At 52.6% G+C, this 21552-nt stretch carries 18 protein-coding genes; 8 read left to right on the top strand and 10 right to left on the bottom strand.

The genetic code is table 11. The features are described 5' to 3' along the window. Positions 1-273: 273 nt before the first annotated feature. On the bottom strand, positions 274-1161 hold the full coding sequence (gene rhtA / locus OGX83_RS10130) for a threonine/homoserine exporter RhtA (protein WP_008784209.1): 888 nt from the start codon (positions 1159-1161) through the stop codon (positions 274-276). Positions 1162-1572: 411 nt separating this feature from the next. On the opposite strand from rhtA, the gene ompX reads away from it, so the two are divergent. Next, positions 1573-2088, top strand: a complete 516-nt coding sequence (gene ompX / locus OGX83_RS10125) for an outer membrane protein OmpX (RefSeq protein WP_048214619.1) — start codon at positions 1573-1575, stop codon at positions 2086-2088. Positions 2089-2227: 139 nt separating this feature from the next. Here the strand turns inward: ompX and OGX83_RS10120 are convergent, their stop codons facing one another. Further along, positions 2228-3808, bottom strand: coding sequence for a phosphoethanolamine transferase (locus OGX83_RS10120; RefSeq protein WP_048214618.1), 1581 nt, complete (start codon positions 3806-3808; stop codon positions 2228-2230). Between the two features lie 276 nt (positions 3809-4084). Continuing rightward, on the bottom strand, positions 4085-4213 hold the full coding sequence (gene mntS / locus OGX83_RS10115) for a manganase accumulation protein MntS (protein WP_003831584.1): 129 nt from the start codon (positions 4211-4213) through the stop codon (positions 4085-4087). 186 nt (positions 4214-4399) lie between these two features. Here mntS and mntR point away from each other — a divergent pair, with 186 nt between their 5' ends. Next, positions 4400-4873 (top strand): manganese-binding transcriptional regulator MntR, encoded by a 474-nt coding sequence (gene mntR / locus OGX83_RS10110; RefSeq protein ID WP_003831586.1) that lies wholly within the window; start codon positions 4400-4402, stop codon positions 4871-4873. Further along, positions 4870-5979 (top strand): anion transporter, encoded by a 1110-nt coding sequence (locus OGX83_RS10105; protein ID WP_286587983.1) that lies wholly within the window; start codon positions 4870-4872, stop codon positions 5977-5979. Before mntR ends, OGX83_RS10105 begins: the two co-directional genes overlap by 4 nt. A 94-nt stretch (positions 5980-6073) precedes the next feature. Here the strand turns inward: OGX83_RS10105 and ldtB are convergent, their stop codons facing one another. Further along, positions 6074-6994: a L,D-transpeptidase gene (ldtB, locus tag OGX83_RS10100; RefSeq protein WP_008784213.1), complete on the bottom strand. Its 921-nt coding sequence runs from the start codon at positions 6992-6994 to the stop codon at positions 6074-6076. A gap of 232 nt (positions 6995-7226) precedes the next feature. On the opposite strand from ldtB, the gene OGX83_RS10095 reads away from it, so the two are divergent. Beyond that, entirely contained in the window at positions 7227-8819 is a 1593-nt protein-coding gene (locus OGX83_RS10095; protein WP_008784214.1) for an ABC-F family ATPase, read from the top strand. Between the two features lie 78 nt (positions 8820-8897). Here OGX83_RS10095 and OGX83_RS10090 read toward each other — a convergent pair whose 3' ends face one another. From OGX83_RS10090 to OGX83_RS10075, 4 genes are all read right to left on the bottom strand, one after another. Beyond that, a complete protein-coding gene (locus OGX83_RS10090; RefSeq protein WP_286587980.1) occupies positions 8898-10160 on the bottom strand; it encodes a DUF1479 domain-containing protein in 1263 nt (420 codons plus the stop codon). Between the two features lie 152 nt (positions 10161-10312). Further along, complete coding sequence (locus OGX83_RS10085) at positions 10313-11128, bottom strand: Cof-type HAD-IIB family hydrolase (RefSeq protein WP_032942782.1); 816 nt, start codon at positions 11126-11128, stop codon at positions 10313-10315. Between the two features lie 224 nt (positions 11129-11352). Beyond that, entirely contained in the window at positions 11353-13785 is a 2433-nt protein-coding gene (locus OGX83_RS10080) for a glycyl radical protein (RefSeq protein WP_032942784.1), read from the bottom strand. A gap of 5 nt (positions 13786-13790) precedes the next feature. Then, a complete protein-coding gene (locus OGX83_RS10075; protein ID WP_008784219.1) occupies positions 13791-14690 on the bottom strand; it encodes a glycyl-radical enzyme activating protein in 900 nt (299 codons plus the stop codon). A 132-nt stretch (positions 14691-14822) separates the two neighbouring features. Here OGX83_RS10075 and fsa point away from each other — a divergent pair, with 132 nt between their 5' ends. Further along, positions 14823-15485: a fructose-6-phosphate aldolase gene (gene fsa, locus OGX83_RS10070; RefSeq protein ID WP_286587977.1), complete on the top strand. Its 663-nt coding sequence runs from the start codon at positions 14823-14825 to the stop codon at positions 15483-15485. 86 nt (positions 15486-15571) lie between these two features. Here the strand turns inward: fsa and moeB are convergent, their stop codons facing one another. Beyond that, positions 15572-16321 (bottom strand): molybdopterin-synthase adenylyltransferase MoeB, encoded by a 750-nt coding sequence (gene moeB, locus OGX83_RS10065; protein WP_057067348.1) that lies wholly within the window; start codon positions 16319-16321, stop codon positions 15572-15574. Further along, complete coding sequence (moeA, locus tag OGX83_RS10060; protein WP_008784221.1) at positions 16321-17556, bottom strand: molybdopterin molybdotransferase MoeA; 1236 nt, start codon at positions 17554-17556, stop codon at positions 16321-16323. The genes moeB and moeA overlap by 1 nt, the downstream gene beginning before the upstream one ends. A 174-nt stretch (positions 17557-17730) precedes the next feature. On the opposite strand from moeA, the gene OGX83_RS10055 reads away from it, so the two are divergent. The 3 genes from OGX83_RS10055 (at position 17731) to gsiA (ending at position 21534) form a co-directional block, all read left to right on the top strand. Next, a complete protein-coding gene (locus OGX83_RS10055) occupies positions 17731-18519 on the top strand; it encodes an aminoglycoside adenylyltransferase family protein (protein WP_250671141.1) in 789 nt (262 codons plus the stop codon). A gap of 191 nt (positions 18520-18710) precedes the next feature. Further along, on the top strand, positions 18711-19676 hold the full coding sequence (gene iaaA / locus OGX83_RS10050) for a beta-aspartyl-peptidase (RefSeq protein WP_003836974.1): 966 nt from the start codon (positions 18711-18713) through the stop codon (positions 19674-19676). Further along, complete coding sequence (gene gsiA, locus OGX83_RS10045) at positions 19663-21534, top strand: glutathione ABC transporter ATP-binding protein GsiA (RefSeq protein ID WP_057067350.1); 1872 nt, start codon at positions 19663-19665, stop codon at positions 21532-21534. The genes iaaA and gsiA overlap by 14 nt, the downstream gene beginning before the upstream one ends. Positions 21535-21552: the final 18 nt, after the last annotated feature.

The raw sequence follows: 21552 nt of genomic DNA, 5'->3' as shown, positions 1-21552 counted from the left end.
AACTCTTCAACGGAATTAAGTATAGCGCTAAATTTGGATTTTTGTTTCCGGTGTTGCCTATCACTTTAATAGCGAAGACGAGGGTGAATATAAAATATCAAATAAAATCAATGTGATGAGTGTTTTGTTACTTGCGTGGTGTTATTTTTATGTTAATTTTAAGATTAAATGAAATATGCGGATGAGAAAATTATATTTATTAGAATTATTATCACGCAGATTTACAATTGGATATTCTGCATGATTATGCAAACCATGCAGAATAATACGTGGTTAATTCACGTCGACTTGTTTTATTTGTGGCTCTTTACGAATAGTGAGCGTAGAGCCCATTGATGCGACAATAATGGCGCCCAGAGCGAGCGTCTGGATAAGCGTCAGCGTTTCACCGAGGAAGATCATTCCGGAAACCGCTGCCAGCGCGGGTTCCATGCTCATCAATGTACCGAAAGTACGCGTAGGCAGGCGCGTCAACGCAATCATCTCCAGTGAATAGGGAAGCGCAGTAGAGAGGACTGCAATGGCCAGACCTAACGGCAGTATGGACCAGTGCCACAGGGCATCTCCGGCCTGGAGTGCGCCGATTGGTACAAATACCAGAGCTGCAATGAATGACCCTACTGCGACGGTTGCCGGACCGTGTTCCGCCCCGGCTCGCTGCCCGGTAAGAATATAGATGGCCCAGCAGGCGCCAGCCCCCAGCGCCAGCGCTGCGCCGGTTAAATCTACGTGAGAAACGTCCTGACCCAGAGGCAGCAGGAACCAAAGCCCGAGCACTGCCAACGCAACCCAAATGAAATCCACCGGGCGTCGGGATGAAAACAGCGCTACCGCGAGCGGGCCGGTAAATTCCAGCGCCACGGCGATTCCCAGTGGGACGGTTTGGATTGACAGGTAGAAAAGGTAGTTCATCCCGCCCAGAGACAGGCCATAAAACAGTAGCGGCAGGCGTTGTTCTTTGGCGAATCGTAAACGCCAGGGCTTAAAGAAAGCGATAAGAATGAGCGTACCCAGCGCAAGGCGCAGCGCGGTAACGCCCGGCGCACCGACGAGTGGGAACAACGATTTTGCCAGTGATGCTCCGCTTTGAATGGAGGACATAGCAATAAGCAAAACCAAAATAGGCAACCAGACTGGCGCTTTACGTGACAACCCCGGCATCCTTTCTCCTGTCAAATGATGATTACACGTCTCCATCTGTGCCACGCTTCAGCATTGTTCCGACGCAGATGATTTTATGTATAGAAAAGTAAAACAGCGAGTGTAATGGAATTACGCTCAACTGGTTGAGTATTCGTTGAAAAAAAAATTGCTCAGTTCCGTACAATGGCATGAAAATGATGGATTAATAATCTGTGTGATTAGGAATGTTCTGGATGAATGTGCCATATTGTGCGCGCAATAATGGTATTTTCAGTTGAAAAAGTGATGTTAATTGAAAGAGATAGCGGGTTTTTGAAATGTTCTGTTACATGAAAGACCCCGTTAGACATCGCGAATCGCAAAGAGTTTCCCATCAATTTTTGGTATATTTAAAACTTAAGATTTACTTGAAGCACATTTGAGGTGGTTATGAAAAAAATTGCATGTCTTTCAGCACTGGCCGCTGTTCTGGCTTTCTCCGCAGGTACTGCTGTAGCTGCTACTTCTACCGTTACCGGTGGTTACGCTCAGAGCGATGCTCAAGGCGCAGCGAACAAAATGAACGGTTTCAACCTGAAGTATCGCTACGAGCAGGACAACAACCCGCTGGGTGTTATCGGTTCCTTCACTTACACTGAAAAAGATCGTACCGATGCTTCTGGCGACTACAACAAAACCCAATACTACGGCATCACTGCTGGTCCGGCTTACCGTCTGAACGACTGGGCAAGCATCTACGGTGTAGTGGGTGTTGGTTACGGTAAATTCCAGAACGCAGCATCTCCGGCTGACAACCACAGCACCAGCGACTACGGTTTCTCTTACGGTGCTGGTCTGCAGTTCAACCCGATCGAAAACGTTGCTCTGGACTTCTCCTACGAGCAGAGCCGTATTCGTAGCGTTGACGTTGGCACCTGGATTGCTGGCGTGGGTTACCGCTTCTAATCACTTCGGTGATATGAAAAATCCGCCTCTTGGGGCGGATTTTTTTTGCGTGTAATGCAGGAAGGAATGTCGTTGTAGGCCTGATAAGCGCAGCGCATCAGGCATCGGTAGCAAAATGCCTTATCCGGCCGACAACGTATTATTTGGTTGAGAAAATATCGGTACCCAGATGGTTGTAGTCCACCTTCTGCAGTTTGAAGTTGGTGATGTACACCGGCCCGGCTTTTTTCTCTGAGATAAAGCGGTAGCTGTTGGTGATTTCTTTTGCGCTTATCCCCGTCCACTGCGAGAAAAAGCTGAGGAAATCATTGGCGGAGCGACGGGCTTTAATCACCCGATGCGCTTTATCATCGCTCGACAGCACCATAAAAGGCACCTGGAAATTCTGCTGGAACTGATCGTCATGCGCCAGGTACTGCACCTCTTTTCCCCGCTCTTTAAACGCGAGGCCATGATCGGAGAAATAGACCATCGAGAAGCTATTACCGCTGTTACGTAACTGCTCGTAAAGCTGGCGCAGTAGGTCATCCGTCTGCGTCATGGTGTACAGATAACAAGATGTCTCTTTTGACTGGACGAAAGTCTCGTATTTACCCTGCGTTCGGTCACAGGCCTGCGGATGCGAGCCCATTAAATGCAGCACGATGAGCTGTGGCTGGGTGCGCTCGGTTGCCAGCACCTGGGCAGTCATCTTCAACAGCGCTTCGTCACGGGTGTTTTTATCCGCTTCGAAGTCACCGCTTTTGAGGAACTGAACCTCATCAGCGCGCTTCGCAATGCTGGCGATGGCCGTATCGTATTCACCAATCTGTCCCTGATTGGAAAACCACCATGTCTGAAAGCCCGCGCGGTTAGCCAGGGTGACAAAGTTATCCTGGAACTGGGGTTTATTATCCACTACCCGATTAAGCGTTAAGCCGAGCGATTTTTGCGTTGAACCGCTGGCAGCAATGTAATCCGCAAAGATATAGCCGTTAACGGAGCTGGCAAACGGGGTGTTATCCCAGTGACCGCCAAACGCGCCTAACGCATCGCGGCGGGCGCTTTCACCGATTACCACGACGTAGGTGTGATACTTCGGTTTAACGGCGGTTACCGTCCAGCTGTCTTTTACGCTCGACAGTTTCGCCATACGCTCTTGTTCGTCGAGCACTTCGTTGTTATTGACGATAACGTCCTTGGCGAAACGGAAAACCGGATAGCCAGTGTCTTTCAGCTTGAACACGCCGCCCCAGGCCAGGTTTTGTACCGGGGTAACAAAGAATGCGACAACGCTAAACAGCAAACAAATGCTGTCGAACTTATTCCAGCTGCGCTGCTGCACATCTTTTTTACGGCGTACGGCGATAACGCCAAGGGCAAAAATAAACACCCCAACCAGATAACTGTACCAGGGGAAGATGGTCAGGATCTCGGTTGACTCTTCCATATTGGTTGAGTGCAGCGCCAGCAAGGTATTGAAGTTCGGTGAGCCGTAAGCCTGGCCGAACGGAAAGTACATTGCCGCAATGAGTGAGCAAATGCCAATCAGTGCTTTCTGCGCGCGCGGCGCGCTACGCCACAGCAGCATCAATATACAGGTGAAAGCAACGCTATAGAGCAGGCTAAGCGGATAGCCCAGAGCAAGGTTGATCAGCAAAGACTGTAAGAAATAGAGGCCAGTCCACGGACTAATCGCTCGGCTACGAGCAATGATTGAATCTTTGAGGGTTAAATTCATATGCCACTGTTACAAAAACGCCATGTGCTTACCCTGGCGCTAAGGGTCATTGCCTGCCTGAGAGAGCGAGAAGAGGGATAGGGTCCGCATCCGCGAGCCGCAATATACGCAGGGCTGCGAAAAGATAGAGTGTGCGCAAGAGAAGGTCAACTACTACAAAGAAATTGTTTTGCGAGGGACGTGGCAAAACTGACAAAAAGAAGGGTTATTGAGACGAAAACCACCACCGTACCCGAATGACGGCAGGAAAATGAAGCGGCGTACCGCGACGCCGCATTATTTTTCTGAAGGTTTATCCTGCTCTGGTTTGCTGTTAATCATGTCACACAGCATAGAGATCAGCATCAACCGTACTTTAAAGGGAGAGTGACTAAACACGCGTATGCACCTCTTAAATTCATTCATGTAAACCTCCTGACTTCACAATCCCATCAGTCCTTGAGGGATGTCTTTATTATATACAGATATAGCACAGGCTATATTATATAGCTATTGCTAAAACGTTAATTTTTTGTGCCCACGCAACTCTGGTTTACAATGAGCGCTCTCTAATCAGATGCCGTTAACGCGTCACAGTAACGAGGAAGCAGAATGAGTCGTCGCGCAGGTATGCCAACAACAAAAAAAGTGACGCAATTGGTGAATGTCGAAGAACACGTTGAAGGATTTCGTCAGGTCCGGGAGGCGCATCGCCGCGAACTGATTGATGACTACGTAGAGCTGATTTCCGATCTCATTATTGAGGTGGGTGAAGCGCGCCAGGTGGATATGGCCGCGCGACTTGGGGTTTCCCAGCCGACGGTTGCTAAAATGCTTAAGCGCCTTGCTTCAGTCGGATTGATTGAAATGATCCCGTGGCGTGGGGTGTTTTTAACCGCAGAAGGTGAACGACTAGCCCAGGAGAGCCGGGAACGTCATCAGATTGTGGAAAATTTCCTGTTGATGTTAGGCATCAGCCCGGAAATTGCCCGTCGCGACGCGGAGGGGATGGAGCATCACGTCAGTAAGGAAACGCTGGAGGCTTTTAGCCGGTTTACGCAACAGCAAGGAACTGGCTCTGAATGAGTTTTCCTTTATTACGTGCCTTACAGCGCGATCGCTTTTTCCAGCTGTTAATCATCGTTGGGATTGTACTGAGTCTGTTCACGCCATTTACGCCCCGGTCCTGGCCAGGGGCAATTGACTGGCACACGATTATCACGCTTAGCGGGCTGATGTTACTGACCAAAGGCGTGGAGCTAAGCGGTTATTTCGATGTGTTAGGGCGCAAGATGACCCGCCGCTTCAAAACAGAGCGCCAGCTGGCGATATTTATGGTGCTGGCGGCGGCGTTGTTGTCGACGTTTCTGACCAACGACGTTGCATTGTTTATTGTTGTTCCGCTGACCATCACCCTGAAAAAATTATGTGCCATTCCGGTGAATCGCCTGATTATCTTTGAGGCGCTGGCGGTAAACGCTGGATCGTTGCTCACGCCAATAGGTAATCCGCAAAACATTCTGATGTGGGGACGCTCAGGCTTATCGTTTACCGCGTTTACCTGGCAAATGGCGCCGCTTGCGGGGGCCATGATGCTGACGCTGGTGGTGCTGTGCTGGTTCAGTTTCCCGCATAAAGCGTTGCACTATCATACCGGTACGCGCGCGTCTGACTGGCAACCACGCCTGGTATGGAGCTGTCTGGCGCTGTATATCATCTTCCTGGCGGCGCTGGAGTTAAAGCAAGAGCTGTGGGGTCTGGCTATTGTGGCGACAGGGTTCATGGTACTGGCGCGTCGCGTGATCCTCAGCGTGGACTGGACGTTGCTGTTAGTGTTTATGGCGATGTTCATTGATGTGCATTTGTTGACGCAGCTCCCGGCCTTGCAGGGGATTACCCACCAGATTGGCACGCTCTCAGCGTCGGGACTTTGGTTGACGGCTATTGGCCTGTCGCAGTTTATCAGTAATGTGCCGAGTACGATTTTGCTGCTGAACTATGTCCCGCCGACGCTGCTGCTGGCCTGGGCGGTTAATGTGGGCGGCTTTGGTCTGTTGCCGGGATCGCTGGCGAATCTCATTGCGTTACGGATGGCAAACGACCGACGGATCTGGTGGCGTTTTCATTGGTATTCGGTACCGATGCTGATATGGGCGGCGCTGGTGGGGTATGGTTTGCTGCTGTTGATGTAATTGATGTGGTGTGCCGGATGGCGGCTGGCGCCTAATCGGGCCTACTGCGTTGGTAGGCCCGATAAGCGTAGCGCCATCGGGCATATATAGCAGATTAGTTCAAACGAACTGGCATACCTGAACGGTTCTGTACCGCCTGCTCAACGACGGCCTGATCGACGTCAGACTGGCCGGTGATGCTGGTAATGCTCTTGGTCAGGGTAATCGGTACGATTTCTCCGCCTTCGAACTGTGCTTCAGTCGTAGACAGTGGGTTATGTACTTCGATGTAACGGCTGCCGTCTGGTTCGGTAGTGGCTTTTACCGGCTCATCAATAAACTGTACACGGGTGCCGACTGGCACATTTTCAAACAGGAATTTGATGTCGTCGTTACGCAGACGCACGCAACCGTGGCTGACGCGTAAGCCTACGCCGAAGTTAGCATTGGTGCCGTGGATGGCATACAGGCGACCGATATACAGCGCGTACAGTCCCATCGGGTTATCCGGACCTGCCGGAACAACGGCTGGCAGCGGCTCGCCCGCAGCGCGGTATTCCGCATGCATTTTCGCCGTTGGCGTCCAGGTTGGGCCTGCTTTTTTACGTTCTACTTTGGTTGTCCAGTTGATTGGCGTGTCTTTGCCCAGCTGGCCGATACCGATCGGCAGAACAATTACGGTGTTGGTGCCTTTCGGGTAGTAGTACAGACGCATTTCAGCGCTGTTGATAACAATACCTTCATGCACGGTATCCGGCAGGATCAACTGCTGAGGAATGTTCAGCACGGTGCCGCCTTTCGGCAGGAAGGTATCCACGCCCGGGTTGGCTTCCAGCATGTTAGACAGACCCATCTGATACTCTGCCGCAAAATACTCCAGCGGTTGGGTGTTGCCTTCAGGAATAGTAATGACCTGGTTTTGGCCAATCAAACGGCTACCATCAGTCGGCAGCGGGTACGTGACGGCTGAAGCGGTATTACAAAAACCAACTATTGCGAGTGCCGCCGCGAAAAGCGTTGTTAATTTCATATTCATATTCATGTATGCGAGATTCAGTGCCAGGCAGGCTAGTGGGTTGAGATTTATGTAGTGTTGGGCACGCATTATATGTGCAATCTGAGCAACAAGGAATTCGGATGTGTACTAAATCACATTTTTTTCCTTTTGGTTTCACTTTTTCCCTTCCGCATGAAGACGCGATCTTCTTGCAGACTTATGGCATAATAAGCGGTTTGTCACATATTTCTTTCTCTTTCAGGATACGCCAGTGTTAGTTTCCAGCAACGTCACCATGCAGTTCGGCAGTAAGCCGCTGTTTGAAAATATTTCCGTCAAATTTGGCGGCGGCAACCGTTACGGCCTGATTGGCGCGAACGGTAGCGGTAAATCCACTTTTATGAAAATTCTCGGCGGCGATCTCGAACCGACGCTGGGCAACGTTTCCCTCGATCCTAACGAGCGCATTGGTAAGCTGCGCCAGGATCAGTTCGCCTTTGAAGAGTTCACCGTGCTTGACACCGTGATCATGGGTCACGCTGAACTGTGGGAAGTGAAGCAGGAGCGCGATCGCATTTACGCTCTGGCCGAGATGAGCGAAGAAGACGGCTATAAAGTTGCTGACCTCGAAGTTCAGTATGGCGAAATGGACGGCTACTCTGCGGAAGCGCGTGCGGGTGAACTGCTGCTGGGCGTAGGTATTCCGGTAGAACAGCATTACGGCCCGATGAGCGAAGTCGCACCCGGCTGGAAGCTGCGTGTGCTTCTGGCGCAGGCGCTGTTCTCTAACCCGGACATTCTCCTGCTCGACGAACCAACGAACAACCTGGATATCGACACCATCCGTTGGCTGGAGCAGACGCTGAACGAGCGTGACAGCACCATGATCATCATTTCACACGACCGTCACTTCCTGAACATGGTCTGTACGCACATGGCGGATCTGGACTACGGCGAACTGCGTGTTTATCCGGGTAACTACGACGAATACATGACGGCGGCAACCCAGGCGCGTGAACGTCTGCTGGCCGATAACGCCAAGAAGAAAGCACAGATTGCCGATCTGCAATCCTTCGTCAGCCGCTTTAGCGCCAACGCGTCTAAATCTCGACAGGCGACTTCTCGTGCGCGTCAGATTGATAAGATTAAGCTCGACGAAGTGAAAGCGTCCAGCCGTCAGAACCCGTTCATCCGCTTCGAACAGGATAAGAAACTGTTCCGTAACGCGCTGGAAGTGGAAGCGCTGGCGAAAGGTTTTGATGAAGGCCCGCTGTTTAAAAACTTCAACCTGCTGCTGGAAGTAGGGGAGAAGGTTGCCATCATTGGTGCCAACGGCGTGGGTAAATCCACCATGCTGAAAACGTTGGTTGGCGACTTGCAGCCGGACAACGGTACCGTTAAGTGGTCTGAAAACGCCCAGGTCGGTTACTACGCGCAGGATCATGAATACGAGTTCGAAAACGATCTGACTGTTTTCGAATGGATGAGTCAGTGGAAGCAGGAAGGCGATGATGAGCAGGTCGTACGTAGCTTCCTGGGCCGTCTGCTGTTCAGCCAGGACGATATCAAGAAACCTGCGAAAGTGCTCTCCGGTGGTGAAAAAGGACGCATGCTGTTCGGTAAGTTGATGATGCAGAAACCGAATATCCTGGTTATGGATGAACCGACCAACCACCTGGATATGGAATCTATCGAGTCGCTGAACATGGCGCTGGAAATGTACCAGGGCACGCTGATCTTCGTTTCTCACGACCGTGAGTTCGTCAGCTCGCTGGCAACCCGCGTGATTGAAATTACGCCGGAACGCGTAATCGACTTCACCGGTAACTACGAAGATTACCTGCGTAGCAAAGGCGTCGAATAAGTCTCCCGTCGTTCTCGTGTTACAGGTGTGATGGTTGCACCTGTAACACGGGATACTTAGGGATAAGGGGTTATAAAATTAAACAATCCCCAGCGCGCGTTTACCGTGGATATTCAAATCCTCCAGCGTGAAGCGTCCTTCCCAGTTAGTTTCATAATCCTCCCGTGGAAAATCACCCGGTGATGCACCTTTTTCCAGCGCGGCCTTCACTTTGTGGGCGTAGGCCAGATTCTTTTCGCACATCGGTGCGGCAGGAATGTACATCACGTTACCCCAACCCTGCTGATTTTCCACCGGTGCGACGGAGTGAATCACATCACAATGCCACCAGACGGAGTCTCCTGCGTCCAGTTGTGGAATGCTGGTTAACGCTTCAATCAGCAGAGGATGCCATTGCGTGGAAATCGGCAGCACCCGGCCGGGCGCGACGCCGCAAAGTTCATCTTCTGGCACATCGTCAAGCAATGGGCGTAACAGCACATACGCCATCGCTTCAGGGATCGGGACCACATGCAACAATCCCTGACCTGGCAGCATATCGGACAGTGCAGTCCAGCCCTGGAAGGTACGGAATACCGAACATTTGGTGGTGTTATCCACCGTGTACTCTTCTACCTCAGTGCGATGCGCCGCCTGCCACGGATCGTAATCTTCCAGCTTGCCATTGAAAACATGAGCAAAGACCTGCTGATATGCCGGAAGAAGCCAGCGTTCCAGCGCGCCGGAATCCGTATGCGCGCCCAGCCCTTTAGACGTGGTTCCCGGCGGTCGACGGCGAATGCGGTCAGGGTAAATAACGCTGATATCCGGGTTAAACCATTGTTTACCTTCGCTTGTAAAGGTCCACAAACGATTGAGGAACGACTGTGCATTGGCCATTTCATCACTCTGGCGGGCCTGCATCTGCGCCTGGGACCAGTAGATGGGGTAGATTTCAGGCCGTGATGCGCTCAGAGTACCGAAGAAATTATCGCCGGGTCCTTTATAGACGTCGTCAAAGTGGTTGCGGTCCAGATAGTCCAGCATTGAGCTGTCCCATCCGAGAGCCTGTTCGCGAGGGAAATGACCTTTAATGACTGCGCATCCGCGACGCTTAATATCTTCACGCTGCTCTGCACTTACGTGGCCCGCTTTGATATCTGCATAAGATATCACTGGCCACACTGGGGCACCTTGCGCTTTGAGGGCGTTGATTTCCGCCACGCGGGTGGCGATAGCATCGCTCAACTGATTGAAGATTAACTGAACATCCCCAAGCTGTGCCCGCAGTTGCTGTTTCATCTGCCGGATTGCCGCTTTGTGATCGGCAGGCAGCGTGTCGCTGGTAAAAGTAAAAGCCATATCCACCTCGCATTAACTTTCATTCGAAACCAAACTAACTTACAGATGATAATATAAGTTAAAATTTAGTTAACGCAAGTTTAAAACTTGATGGAGTGAGCAAAATAGAAAAAGAGTGAAAACCGGGATGAGGGATACCCCGGTTGGCAGGATTAGACGTTAAAAGGGGAGGTGTTATCCAGCACAGCCTGAATTACGTTCAGCGCGCCCTGATGGTTATTGTCGTCGGTCTGATAGCGAGCAATCGCTTTGATATTCTCTGCCGCGTTGGCCATGGCGAAAGAGTAGTGCGCCATTTTCAGCATTTCCGCGTCGTTTCCGCTATCGCCAATGGCGACTACGTTTTGCGGTGACAGGTTCCAGCGTTTAAGCAGGCGGCTGATCCCGTTGGCTTTATGTAGGCCCGGAATGATCAGATCGATAAACCCGAAGCCGCTGGTGACGGGCTTCATAATGCCGTCCAGCGCAGCATGCAGGTGATCGATAACCAATGGGATTTGTTGGTCCGGTAAATTTAGCGAGAACTTGAACAGCACATCATCGATATCCTGATAATCCTTTACGGGTTTCAGGCGATGGTAGTGTTTTGACATCAATGCGACAAAGGACTCTGGCGCATTTTCGCTAACGTAAGCGCTTTGCAGCCCACAAGCCACAAAGTTGAGCTGCTTATCTTTTAGTAGTTCACCAATGACAATACGGGATTCGTGGCGGGTAAGCTCGCCGTGAAACAGCTGTTTGCCATGTTCAAAGACCAAAGCCCCGTTCTCAGCGACAAAAGAAATTTCCTCTTTGAGCTCCGGGAAAAAGGAGATCAGCTGGTAATACTGGTTACCGCTGGCCACGACAAATTCGATATTTCGTTTTTTCAGTTCCAGATACTGCGCCATAAAACGTGCACGATCGTATTTCTTGGCGTCGTCGAGAAAAGTTCCGTCCATATCGGTGACGATAACTTTGATGGTCATAAAGATAGGCTCCTGGCGATTACTGCAACCAGAAACATTCTAATAACAATGTGACCTGTAGCACAAATTTAATTTCGAATGAAAGTAAAAAGCCGGATGGTAGCTTCGCCTTACCCGGCTACGGGAAGAATCGTTGTAGGCCGGATAAGCGTCAGCGTATCCGGCAATGGGGAGGGTGGCGTGCCGGATGGCGGTGTGGAATCTCATCCGGCCGACAATATTGTTTACAGCATATGCTCAGTACGCGCGATGATGTCGTCTTGCGCATCCGGAGAAAGCGCAGTGAAGAAGGCGGAATAACCTGCTACACGGACCACCAGGTCACGATATTGATCCGGGTGTTTTTTGGCTTCCAGCAGCGTTTCACGGGAGACAATGTTGTACTGAATATGCCAGCCTTTGTGCTCTTCGAAGAAGGTACGCAGCAGGATCATCAGCTTTTGCTTATCGGATTCATTTTCCAGCGTGGCCGGGTTGAGCTTCTGATTTAACAGCACGCCGCCGAGAATCGAACCGGTCGGCAGTTTACCCACCGAACCAATTACCGCCGTTGGGCCGAGATGGTCCGTACCGGAAGCCGGGCTTGCGCCTTCTGCCAGCGGAGTGTGTGCTTTACGGCCATCCGGCGTTGCCATCGTTGCTGCGCCGAACGGCACGTTTGCCGAAATAGACGAGGTCCCGGCGTAGTAATTGCCGCCAACCGGGCCACGTCCGTAACGCGGATTATGATACTGTTTCAGTTCATTGATATAGGTCTGATAAGCGCGGGCCAGTAGCGTATCAACGCTATCGTCATCGTTGCCGTATTTCGGAGCGCCGTTGATCAGTCGTTGGCGTAACTGCTCATGGGTCAGACCGTCAAAATCATCGGCCAGCGCAGCGGCCAGCTGTTGTTGACCAATAGCGCCCTGTTCAAAGACCAGTTTCTTCACTGCTGCCAGGCTGTTACCGAGGTTGGCAATACCCACCTGCAAACCCGATACCCAGTCATACTTCGCGCCGCCTTGCTTAATGCTTTTCGCCCGTTCAATGCAGTCGTCTACCAGCGCGGAACACAGAATATCGTGCACGTTCTCTTCCAGCATGGTGTCGACGACATACTCAATTTCTATGGATTTACGCGTGTAGTAGCGGATCTGCGTATCCCAGGCATCCATCACTTCGTCGAAATTGTTGAAGTTACCAGCCGAGAGCGCTTTTTCCTGTGGCAGAAAGACTTTGCCACTGGTGGCATCGCGCCCACCTTCCAGTGCCGCCAGCATCACGCGGGCAAAGTTAATAAAGCTCATGCCGGTGCAACGGTAGCCCCATTTCCCGCCAACGGCGGTTTCGATACACCCAATGGCCGCATAGTCATAGGCATCCTGCGGTTCAATACCCAACTTAATGAATTCCGGTATGACGATTTCATCGTTGTTAAAGGCTGGCATCCCGAAACCGCAGCGGATCACCTGCACGCAGGCATCAAGGAAGTCATTACTCATCCCCGCGTGATAACGCACGCTCAGGTTTGGCTGCGTAGAACGCAGACGGCCACAGGACTCCAGAATCGCGTAGGAGAGCGGGTTGACGGCATCCATCGGCTGGCCGTTGACCAGGTTTTGACCACCAATGGTCACGTTCTGATACAGCGGGCTACCCGCTGAGGCTTTCGAATGGGAGCCGGAACGGATTTTGTTCACTTCCAGCAGTTTCAACCAGCAGCTGTGCAACAGTTCAATAGCGTGCTCACGATCAAGACTCTGGTTCAGCTCGACGTCGCGACGATAGAACGGATAGAGGTATTGATCCATACGACCAAACGACACCGAGTGACCGTTTGATTCAATTTGCAGGATCAGCTGGATGAAATAGCATAACTGCAATGCCTGCCAGAACGTTTTTGGCGGTTCATGGGCGATCACATCGCAGTTTTCCGCCATGGTCAGCAGTTCATCTCGACGGCTGGTGCGGGTTTCCGTGGACGCCATTTTACGCGCCAGCGCGGCAAAGCGCTCAATGTGAAGACTGACGGCTTCCAGCACGATATCAATCGCTTTCAGGAACTGATCGCCATGGAGGTCTTCCAGACACGTCAGATTGATGCGGGAGCGACGTTCATCGACTTTGTGACGCAGGCCGTCGAGACCTTTTTCCAGCAGTAACGGGAAGTTTACCGCCAGGTGTGCGTCGCCGGAGGTCATGTTACCTTCGGCTTTGATAATGCCGGTTTCCAGCAGCCCTTTCTGCTCATCAGTGAACATCCCGTAGCAGCGATCCTGCACGGTTTGACCACGCCACCATGGGCACACCTCATGCAATACACGTTTGTTCTCTTCGCTTACCGCAAAGCCTGCGCCCGGTCTGTCGGCGAGGTCGTCGATCTCTTTTTCAATCCAGGAGACGGTGTATTCCGGGAAGATAGGCGCGGCACGCACTTCGCTTGCCTGGTTACCAATGATCAGTTCGTCATGTTTGATCCAGATGGTGCGTTCCGCCAGATGATGAGCTAGTGCCAGTGCACGACGTACCGGGATAGGCTTATCCAGGTGTTGCTGATACATCTCGGTATAGTGCTGGGCGCGCTCGGTACAAACCGGTGGTTTCACGATGTGGATCAGGGCCGTTTTATGCGCTTTGATACGGTCGCTGAGTGTGTCCAGTTTCAGAGTGGTCATGGCGATTATCCTCGTAGGGTCGCGGTTAAACCTTTAAGGCTGGCGTACTGCTGGGCAAATTCGAGCAGTGCTGGCGCATCAAGCGGTTTATCCGGTGCGTTGTAGGGTTGACTGAGTAAGTGGTATTTGTTGATGCCCAGGGTGTGGTAGGGCAAGAAATGGATCTCACCGACGTGAAGCTCATCGGCGGCAAAATCGGTAATGGCCTGAATAGCGGCTTCGTCTGCGTTGAATCCCTGAATCAGCGGTACGCGGATAATCATTTTTTTACCGGCGGCAGCCAGTTTTTTTAGATTTTCCAGTACGCGAGAGGCACGCCCATCGGTCCATTGTTTAAACGGCGCATCTGCAACGTGTTTTAGATCTGCCAGAAACAGATCGACGTCAGGTAATGATGGTTCAATATACTTCCACGGGACATGCAAACAGGTTTCCACCGCGGTATGAATGCCTGCGTCGTGGCTGGCTTTGAGCAAAGCAGCTGCCAGCTCTGGCTGCATAAACGGTTCACCGCCGGACAGGGTGAGGCCTCCGCCACTGCGGTCGTAAAACGGTTTATCTCGCAATACGGTCGCCATGATATCGTCCACGCTTTTTACCTCTCCGCAGACGGTTAACGCCTGAGTCGGACAGCAGTCGGTCAGTACGGTGAGAGCGTCATCGGTCAGTTTTTCGCGATGAATAAGTAATCCGCCCAGCGCCCGTTCAATCACCGCGGGTGCAGCCTGAGCACAGAGATCGCAACCGTCGAGGCACAAACGCGCGTCATAAAGCAGGTCCTGCGTGCGGGCGCGGCTTTCCGGATTCTGGCACCACCGACAGCCCAGGGAGCATCCCTTAAGGAACACCACGGTACGAATACCGGGGCCATCATGCGTGGAGTAGCGCTGGATATTGAAAATCATAAGCGACCTCTTTTCTTTCGTATAAAGATTAAATTACTTTCGAATGAAAGTTATATTGACATGCGTCAACTAACCGTGAGGTTTCGCCGTGCTACCTTTTATTCATGCTAATTATTCGTTTGAGGAAAGGTTATGGAACTCTATTTAGATACGTCTGATGTTGATGCGGTAAAAGCTCTGGCGCGCATTTTCCCGCTGGCAGGGGTGACCACTAACCCGAGCATTGTGGCGGCAGGGAACCAGACGCTGGAAGTACTACTGCCGCAACTGCAGGAAGCGATGGGAGGGCAAGGGCGTCTGTTTGCTCAGGTGATGGCGACCACCGCCGAAGGGATGGTCAGCGATGCGCGTAAGCTACGGGCAATCATTGCTGATATCGTGGTCAAAGTGCCGGTGACAGCAGAAGGTCTGGCGGCTATAAAATTGCTGAAAGAAGAAGGGATCCCGACGTTAGGTACTGCGGTATACGGTGCAGTTCAAGGGTTATTGGCTGCTCTGGCGGGTGCGGAATACGTTGCGCCATACGTTAACCGCGTGGATGCGCAAGGAGGGGATGGCATTCAGACGGTGGCCGACCTGCAGACGTTACTGAAAATGCATGCCCCGCACGCCAAAGTACTGGCAGCCAGTTTTAAAACACCGCGTCAGGCACTGGATTGTCTGCTGGCGGGCTGCGAGTCCATCACGCTACCGCTGGACGTTGCTCAGCAGATGATTAGCTCTCCGGCGGTTGATGCTGCCGTCGCGAAGTTTGAGCACGACTGGCAGAGTGCATTTGGACGCACGTCGATCTGATGCTGTTGCCGGGTGGTGCTAACGCTTACCCGGCCTACGTTCGAGCCGTTGTAGGTCGGGTAAGGCGAAGCCGCCACCCGACTTTTTTACTGCCCGCAAACCTCACACCCCGGGTTGCGCATCAGCTTCATTTCGCGAAACTGGCAGGTCATGGCATCGTACATGACGATTTTTCCGGATGCCGGTTTACCGTAGTTTGCCAGTAGCTTAATGGCTTCCATCGCCTGTAACGATCCGATCACGCCGATCAGCGGGGCCATCACTCCGGCTTCTACGCAGGTCAGGGCATTTTCACCGAACAGACGACTCAGGCAACGGTAGCAGGGCTCACCGTCCTGGTATGTAAATACGGTAATTTGTCCTTCCATGCGAATAGCTGCACCGGAAACCAGCGGGACTCTGGCGGCAAAACATCCGGCATTCAACTGATTGCGGATGCTGACGTTATCCGTACAGTCCAGCACCAAATCGTGTTCGGCAATAAGCGCGTGAATCTCGCTATCGTCAAGCAGCGCATTCACCGGCGTAATGGCGATATAAGGGTTAATCCGCGCTAGCGCGTCACGGGCGGATAGCACTTTGGGTTGCCCGACGGTTGCATCGCTGTGCAGCGTCTGGCGTTGGAGGTTCGACACGGAGACCGTGTCAAAGTCGAGCAGGGTTAAATGCCCGACGCCAGCGCCCGCAAGGTACTGAGTTGCTGCGCATCCCAGTCCCCCCAGACCAACGACCAGTACCCGCGCATCTTTGAGCGCTTCCTGACCTTCGAAATCGAAGCCGCGCAGAATGATTTGCCGGTTATAGCGCATCATCTCCTGGTCGCTGAGTTCCGCCATTACAGGCCTCCAAACAGTGCGTTAAACGGCTCGACCTCAACCCATTCTCCGGCCTCAACGTTACCGCGATCGCGCTCCAGCACGATAAAGCAGTTGCCCTGGCTAAAGGAGCTAAAAATATGCGAGCCCTGGTGTCCGGTGGTGGTGACTTCCAGTTCGCCTTCCGCGGTACGCTGCAATACACCGCGCTGAAAATCCAGACGCCCTGGCGTTTTCTTCAGGCGTGAGGCTGTGCGCACGCGCTGGCGCGGAGGTAACCCACAGGCGGTGTTTCCGCTGAGTTTCGCCAGCAGCGGTTGCACCAGCTGATAAAAGGTGAGGGCCGCAGAAACCGGATTACCCGGCAGGCCGCAAAACCAGCTGTTGCTCAGTTTACCAAACGCGAACGGTTTACCGGGTTTGATGGCCAGCTTCCAGAAGGCAATTTCTCCCAGCTCTTCCAGAATGGTTTTGGTGTAATCCGCTTCGCCTACCGAAACGCCACCAGAGCTGATGACGACATCGGCCTGGCTGTCGGCTTCGATAAACGCGGCCCGCAGCGCGTTGGGATCGTCGCGAATAATTCCTAAGTTGATCACTTCGCAGCCCAGCTGCTGCAGCATCAGGTGAACGGTCAGACGGTTTGTGTCATAAATCTGCCCGTCGCCCAGCGGTTGACCCGGCAGTTGCAGCTCATCACCGGTGGAGAACAATGCCACGCGAACTTTGCGAACGACCGGTACTTCGGCAATGCCGAGCGAGGCCAGAACAGGAAGCTCGGCGGTTGTCAGACGAGTTCCGGTAGGGAATACCACCGCGCCGTTTGCTATATCTTCACCGCGCAGACGAATATTTTGTCCGCTGCGGACCTCGGCGGTAAAACGCACACCGTCGTCAGTTTGTTCCGTTTGCTCCTGCATCACCACCGCTTCACAACCGGCAGGCACCGGGGCACCGGTCATAATGCGGATGCAGGTTCCCGCAGGCCACTCGCCGTGGAATGGTTGACCAGCAAAGGCTTTGCCAGCCACCGCAAGAGGCTGGTCTGATTGTAAATCGGCTAATCGCACCGCATAGCCATCCATTGCCGAGTTATCGAATCCCGGCACATCAATCGGGGAGATGACGTCGGTGGCCAGAATGCGGCCAAAGCATTGAACCAGCGGCAGCGTTTCGACGGCGGTGAGTGGGGTAATACGCGAAAGCATCTGAGAGAGAGCCGTTTCAAGCGGCATCAGTCCGGCGGTAAATTCCATGAGAAGACTCCTGCGGGGCAAAATCGAATCCGCTCATTATGTCAGAAAATGGACGCGGACAGTATGCTACCTCAGGCTTAGGATCCGATCTGAGACAGGTTTTCTGCCAGAGAATAGCGCTACAGGAAAAATGCAGTATAGACTCATTATTTCTGCTTTTTTCCAGGAGGCTAAATGGCTGCGACTATCCCGAATTCAATTCGACAACAGGTGAATGCCGCCAGTGCACTGATTGCGCGGATTATAGAGGGCGACCTGGTTGCTGTTCATTTGTATGGCTCTGCTGTTGAAGGTGGCTTAAAACCCCAAAGCGATATCGATTTACTGGTTACCATTAGGCAGCCACTGAATACTCGTCAAAGAAAAGATCTGATGCAGGGGTTTCTGGAAATATCAGCACCGCCTGGCAGCGTTGATAGCTATCGGGCGCTGGAAGTGACCATTGTGGTCTATTCACAACTTGTGCCGTGGCGATTCCCACCGTCAAGAGAAATGCAATTTGGCGAATGGTTGCGTGACGATATTCGCGCGGGAATTTTTGAACCGAGACAGGTGGATCCTGATCTTTCCATCCTGCTGACCCAGGCCCGGCGCGTCAGCGTAGCGTTGTTCGGTGAACCCGCTGAGACGTTATTCAACGTCATCCCTTTTAGCGATGTCTTGCAAACGTTTCGGCATATCCTTGATATGTGGCAGAAACCGGGCGATTTAGAGGGTGACGAGCGAAATATCATCCTTACTCTGGCGCGTATTTGGTACAGCGTAGTTACGGGCAATATTGTCGCTAAAGATGAAGCCGCCTCCTGGCTTATACCGCAATTACCCGATGAGTATGCTGATACGCTGCAAGCCGCACGTGCGGAATACCTGGGGTTAACCAAAAAGAACTGGGCTGCGTCTATGCCATCTGTTGAACGCTTTGTGTTTTATGCAAAAAAACAGATTGCCGATCGGCTTGAATAATATATTCAACGATGTTGGAAGAAACTCTTTCTGTTTAACTCATCTAAATAACCTGATGGGATGGGGCGTGAGGTACGGGCCTTAACCTTTACATGACGTCTGCATCTTTCTATATTCAAAAATCGAATCAATAAGTCACAGAAATTCTGATATTTATAACCCCGGTACCTGCCACCTGATGGACGAAAAAAATGGGTAAAGCAGTCATTGCAATTCACGGCGGCGCAGGGGCTATCACCCGTTCGCAGCTGAGCCAGGAGCAAGAGTTGCGTTATATACAGGCGCTGTCGGATATCGTTGAAACCGGCCAGCGGATGCTTGAAGACGGTCGTAGCGCACTGGATGTCGTTACCGAAGCCGTGCGCCTGCTGGAAGAGTGTCCGTTGTTTAATGCCGGAATTGGCGCGGTGTATACCCGTGATGAAACCCATGAACTGGATGCCTGCGTGATGGACGGTAACACGCTTAATGCGGGAGCCGTCGCCGGAGTCAGCCATTTACGCAATCCGATTCTCGCGGCGCGCCTGGTAATGGAACACAGCCCACACGTCATGATGATAGGTGAAGGGGCTGAAAACTTTGCCATTGCGCAGGGTATGGAGCGCGTATCAGCGGATATTTTCTCGACGCCAGAACGCTATGCTCAACTACTGGCGGCGCGAACAGCGGGTGAAACGGTACTGGACCATAGCGCGAGCCCGCTGGATGAAAACAACAAAATGGGTACCGTGGGGGCGGTCGCGTTAGATATGTTTGGCAATCTGGCGGCCGCAACATCGACCGGGGGGATGACCAACAAATTACCGGGGCGGGTGGGTGACAGTCCGTTGGTCGGCGCAGGCTGTTATGCCAATAACGCAAGTGTGGCAGTCTCCTGCACCGGAACCGGGGAAGTCTTTATTCGTGCGCTGGCGGCCTATGACATTGCGGCGTTGATGGACTATGGCGGCCTGAGTTTATCCGAAGCGTGTGAACGCGTCGTGATGGAAAAATTACCGGCGCTTGGCGGCAGTGGCGGTTTAATTGCTATCGATCATGAGGGCAATGTCGCCTTGCCGTTTAATAGCGAAGGCATGTACCGCGCCTGGGGATATGCAGGCGATACGCCAACCACCGGTATTTATCGGGAAAAAGGAGATAGCGTTGCCACACAGTGATGAGCTTGATGCCAGCGACGTGCTGGCAGTCAGCAATCTGAATATTGCCTTTGAACAGGAACAGCAACGTGTCAGCGCAGTGCGTAATCTGTCATTTCGCCTGAAGCGTGGCGAAACGCTGGCGATTGTTGGTGAGTCCGGTTCAGGAAAGTCGGTAACGGCCTTGTCGCTGATGCATCTGATTGAACAAGCAGGCGGCGAGGTAAGCTGCGATGAAATGCTGCTGCGACGCCGCAACCGGCAGGTTATTGAGCTGGGTGAACAGAGCGCATCACAAATGCGTCACGTGCGCGGTGCGGATATCGCGATGATCTTCCAGGAGCCTATGACATCGCTCAATCCGGTGTTTACCGTGGGCGAGCAAATTGCTGAGTCTATACGCTTGCACCAGGGCGCCAGCCATGAAGAGGCGATGGTAGAAGCGAAGCGGATGCTCGATCAGGTGCGTATCCCCGAGGCGAAGGCGATTTTATCGCGTTATCCACACCAGCTTTCCGGCGGTATGCGCCAGCGGGTGATGATTGCCATGGCACTGTCGTGTCGCCCTGCGGTTTTAATTGCCGATGAGCCGACGACCGCGCTGGATGTCACCATTCAGGCGCAGATCCTGCAACTGATAAAAGTGTTGCAGCAGGATATGTCGATGGGAGTGATCTTCATTACCCACGATATGGGCGTTGTGGCGGATATTGCAGACCGCGTGCTGGTGATGTATCAGGGCGAGGCGGTAGAAACTGGCAGCGTTGAACAAATTTTTCACGCTCCCCAGCATCCCTATACCAAAGCGCTGTTGGCAGCCGTGCCGCAGCTTGGGGCGATGAACGGGCATGAGCTTCCGCGCCGTTTCCCGCTCATTTCATTGCACGATCCCAGTCATGTAGAACCGCAGACCGAGCAGGACACCGTGGTTGAAGGCGAGCCTATTCTGCGGGTACGTAATTTGGTGACGCGTTTTCCTCTGCGCAGCGGCATTCTAAATCGCGTGACTCGCGAGGTGCATGCAGTGGAAAACGTCAGCTTTGACCTGTGGCCTGGAGAAACGCTCTCACTGGTGGGGGAGTCGGGCTGCGGGAAATCCACCACCGGGCGGGCGCTGCTGCGCCTGGTTGAGTCTCAGCGTGGGGAAATCATTTTCAACGGACAGCGTATTGATACCCTTGCTGCCAGCAAGTTGCAGCCGCTGCGTCGGGATATTCAGTTTATCTTCCAGGATCCGTATGCTTCGCTCGATCCGCGCCAGACCGTGGGATATTCCATTCTGGAGCCGCTACGGGTACATGGGTTATTGCAGGGCGATGCGGGGTCAAAACGGGTTGCATGGTTGTTGGAACGTGTAGGCTTGCTACCTGAGCATGCCTGGCGCTATCCGCACGAGTTTTCCGGCGGTCAGCGTCAGCGTATCTGTATTGCACGGGCATTGGCGCTCAATCCCAAAGTGATTATTGCCGATGAATCTGTCTCGGCGCTGGATGTTTCAATTCGTGGGCAAATCATCAACCTGATGCTCGACCTACAGCGAGAATTGGGTATCGCATACCTGTTTATTTCCCACGATATGGCGGTGGTGGAACGGATCAGTCACCGTGTGGCGGTGATGTATCTTGGGCAGATCGTTGAGATAGGCACCCGACGGGCGGTGTTTGAAAATCCGCAACATCCGTACACTCGCAAGCTGATGGCGGCGGTTCCGGTCGCCGATCCATCCCATCACCGTCCCCAGCGCGTGCTGTTGTCGGACGATATCCCCAGCAATATTCGTAAACGTGGCGAAGAGATTTCCCCCGTATCACTCCAGTTAGTTGGTCCGGGGCATTATGTTGCGCGTCCGCTACCAGAAAATGCGCTTTCGCGTTTATAACAGGCAGGCAGGGTTTAA

Origin of the sequence: Citrobacter sp. Cpo074 (genome assembly GCF_030332745.1) — a bacterium.
Taxonomy (GTDB): Bacteria; Pseudomonadota; Gammaproteobacteria; order Enterobacterales; family Enterobacteriaceae; genus Citrobacter; species Citrobacter portucalensis.
Note: the sequence above shows the minus strand (reverse complement) of the source record. Positions and strands in the feature narration are given on the sequence as shown.

Coding starts and splice junctions, on each gene's coding strand:
- iaaA (WP_003836974.1), top strand. CDS start 18,711: ATGGGTAAAGCAGTCATTGCAATTCACGGCGGCGCAGGGGCTATCACC.
- rhtA (WP_008784209.1), bottom strand. CDS start 1,161: ATGCCGGGGTTGTCACGTAAAGCGCCAGTCTGGTTGCCTATTTTGGTT.
- mntR (WP_003831586.1), top strand. CDS start 4,400: ATGAGTCGTCGCGCAGGTATGCCAACAACAAAAAAAGTGACGCAATTG.
- OGX83_RS10105 (WP_286587983.1), top strand. CDS start 4,870: ATGAGTTTTCCTTTATTACGTGCCTTACAGCGCGATCGCTTTTTCCAG.
- OGX83_RS10085 (WP_032942782.1), bottom strand. CDS start 11,128: ATGACCATCAAAGTTATCGTCACCGATATGGACGGAACTTTTCTCGAC.
- OGX83_RS10075 (WP_008784219.1), bottom strand. CDS start 14,690: ATGATTTTCAATATCCAGCGCTACTCCACGCATGATGGCCCCGGTATT.
- OGX83_RS10090 (WP_286587980.1), bottom strand. CDS start 10,160: ATGGCTTTTACTTTTACCAGCGACACGCTGCCTGCCGATCACAAAGCG.
- OGX83_RS10120 (WP_048214618.1), bottom strand. CDS start 3,808: ATGAATTTAACCCTCAAAGATTCAATCATTGCTCGTAGCCGAGCGATT.
- OGX83_RS10080 (WP_032942784.1), bottom strand. CDS start 13,785: ATGACCACTCTGAAACTGGACACACTCAGCGACCGTATCAAAGCGCAT.
- ompX (WP_048214619.1), top strand. CDS start 1,573: ATGAAAAAAATTGCATGTCTTTCAGCACTGGCCGCTGTTCTGGCTTTC.
- mntS (WP_003831584.1), bottom strand. CDS start 4,213: ATGAATGAATTTAAGAGGTGCATACGCGTGTTTAGTCACTCTCCCTTT.
- moeB (WP_057067348.1), bottom strand. CDS start 16,321: ATGGCGGAACTCAGCGACCAGGAGATGATGCGCTATAACCGGCAAATC.
- ldtB (WP_008784213.1), bottom strand. CDS start 6,994: ATGAATATGAAATTAACAACGCTTTTCGCGGCGGCACTCGCAATAGTT.
- fsa (WP_286587977.1), top strand. CDS start 14,823: ATGGAACTCTATTTAGATACGTCTGATGTTGATGCGGTAAAAGCTCTG.
- OGX83_RS10055 (WP_250671141.1), top strand. CDS start 17,731: ATGGCTGCGACTATCCCGAATTCAATTCGACAACAGGTGAATGCCGCC.
- moeA (WP_008784221.1), bottom strand. CDS start 17,556: ATGGAATTTACCGCCGGACTGATGCCGCTTGAAACGGCTCTCTCTCAG.